This is a genomic window from Bacillus sp. EKM420B (assembly GCF_011065565.1).
Lineage (GTDB): Bacteria > Bacillota > Bacilli > Bacillales > Bacillaceae > Bacillus > Bacillus velezensis.
On sequence record NZ_JAAMNX010000030.1, the window covers coordinates 1 to 291 of the forward strand.

General features: G+C 33.3%; 1 protein-coding gene. It reads right to left on the reverse strand.

Going from position 1 to position 291, the window contains the following annotated elements:
• The coding region (locus G9F48_RS19890; protein ID WP_238785906.1) for a hypothetical protein at positions 1–291 on the reverse strand (291 nt) is incomplete at both ends.

A 291-nucleotide genomic window follows, 5' to 3' on the forward strand; every position in this document is an offset into this window, starting at 1 on the left:
AAAGTCACCATCTACTAATGTAAAATCTTCTAGGTAGCCAAATTGCCTATCCTTTATGTAACGAGCTATTACATAATAACATTCTCTTTCTTCATTATTATGTAAATAACCCCCACAAGGGATAGTAGAGTTAAATTGAATTAAACCTTTAGTTTTTGTAGACTTCAACTCAAAGCCCACATTTTGAACAATAAAATCTGGATGGGAGTTCGATCCTAAAGTAAGAGGGTTTAGATCTTTCAGACCATCTAAAAACCAATTGCTTAAAAGTTCAGAGCTCTTCTCTAAACG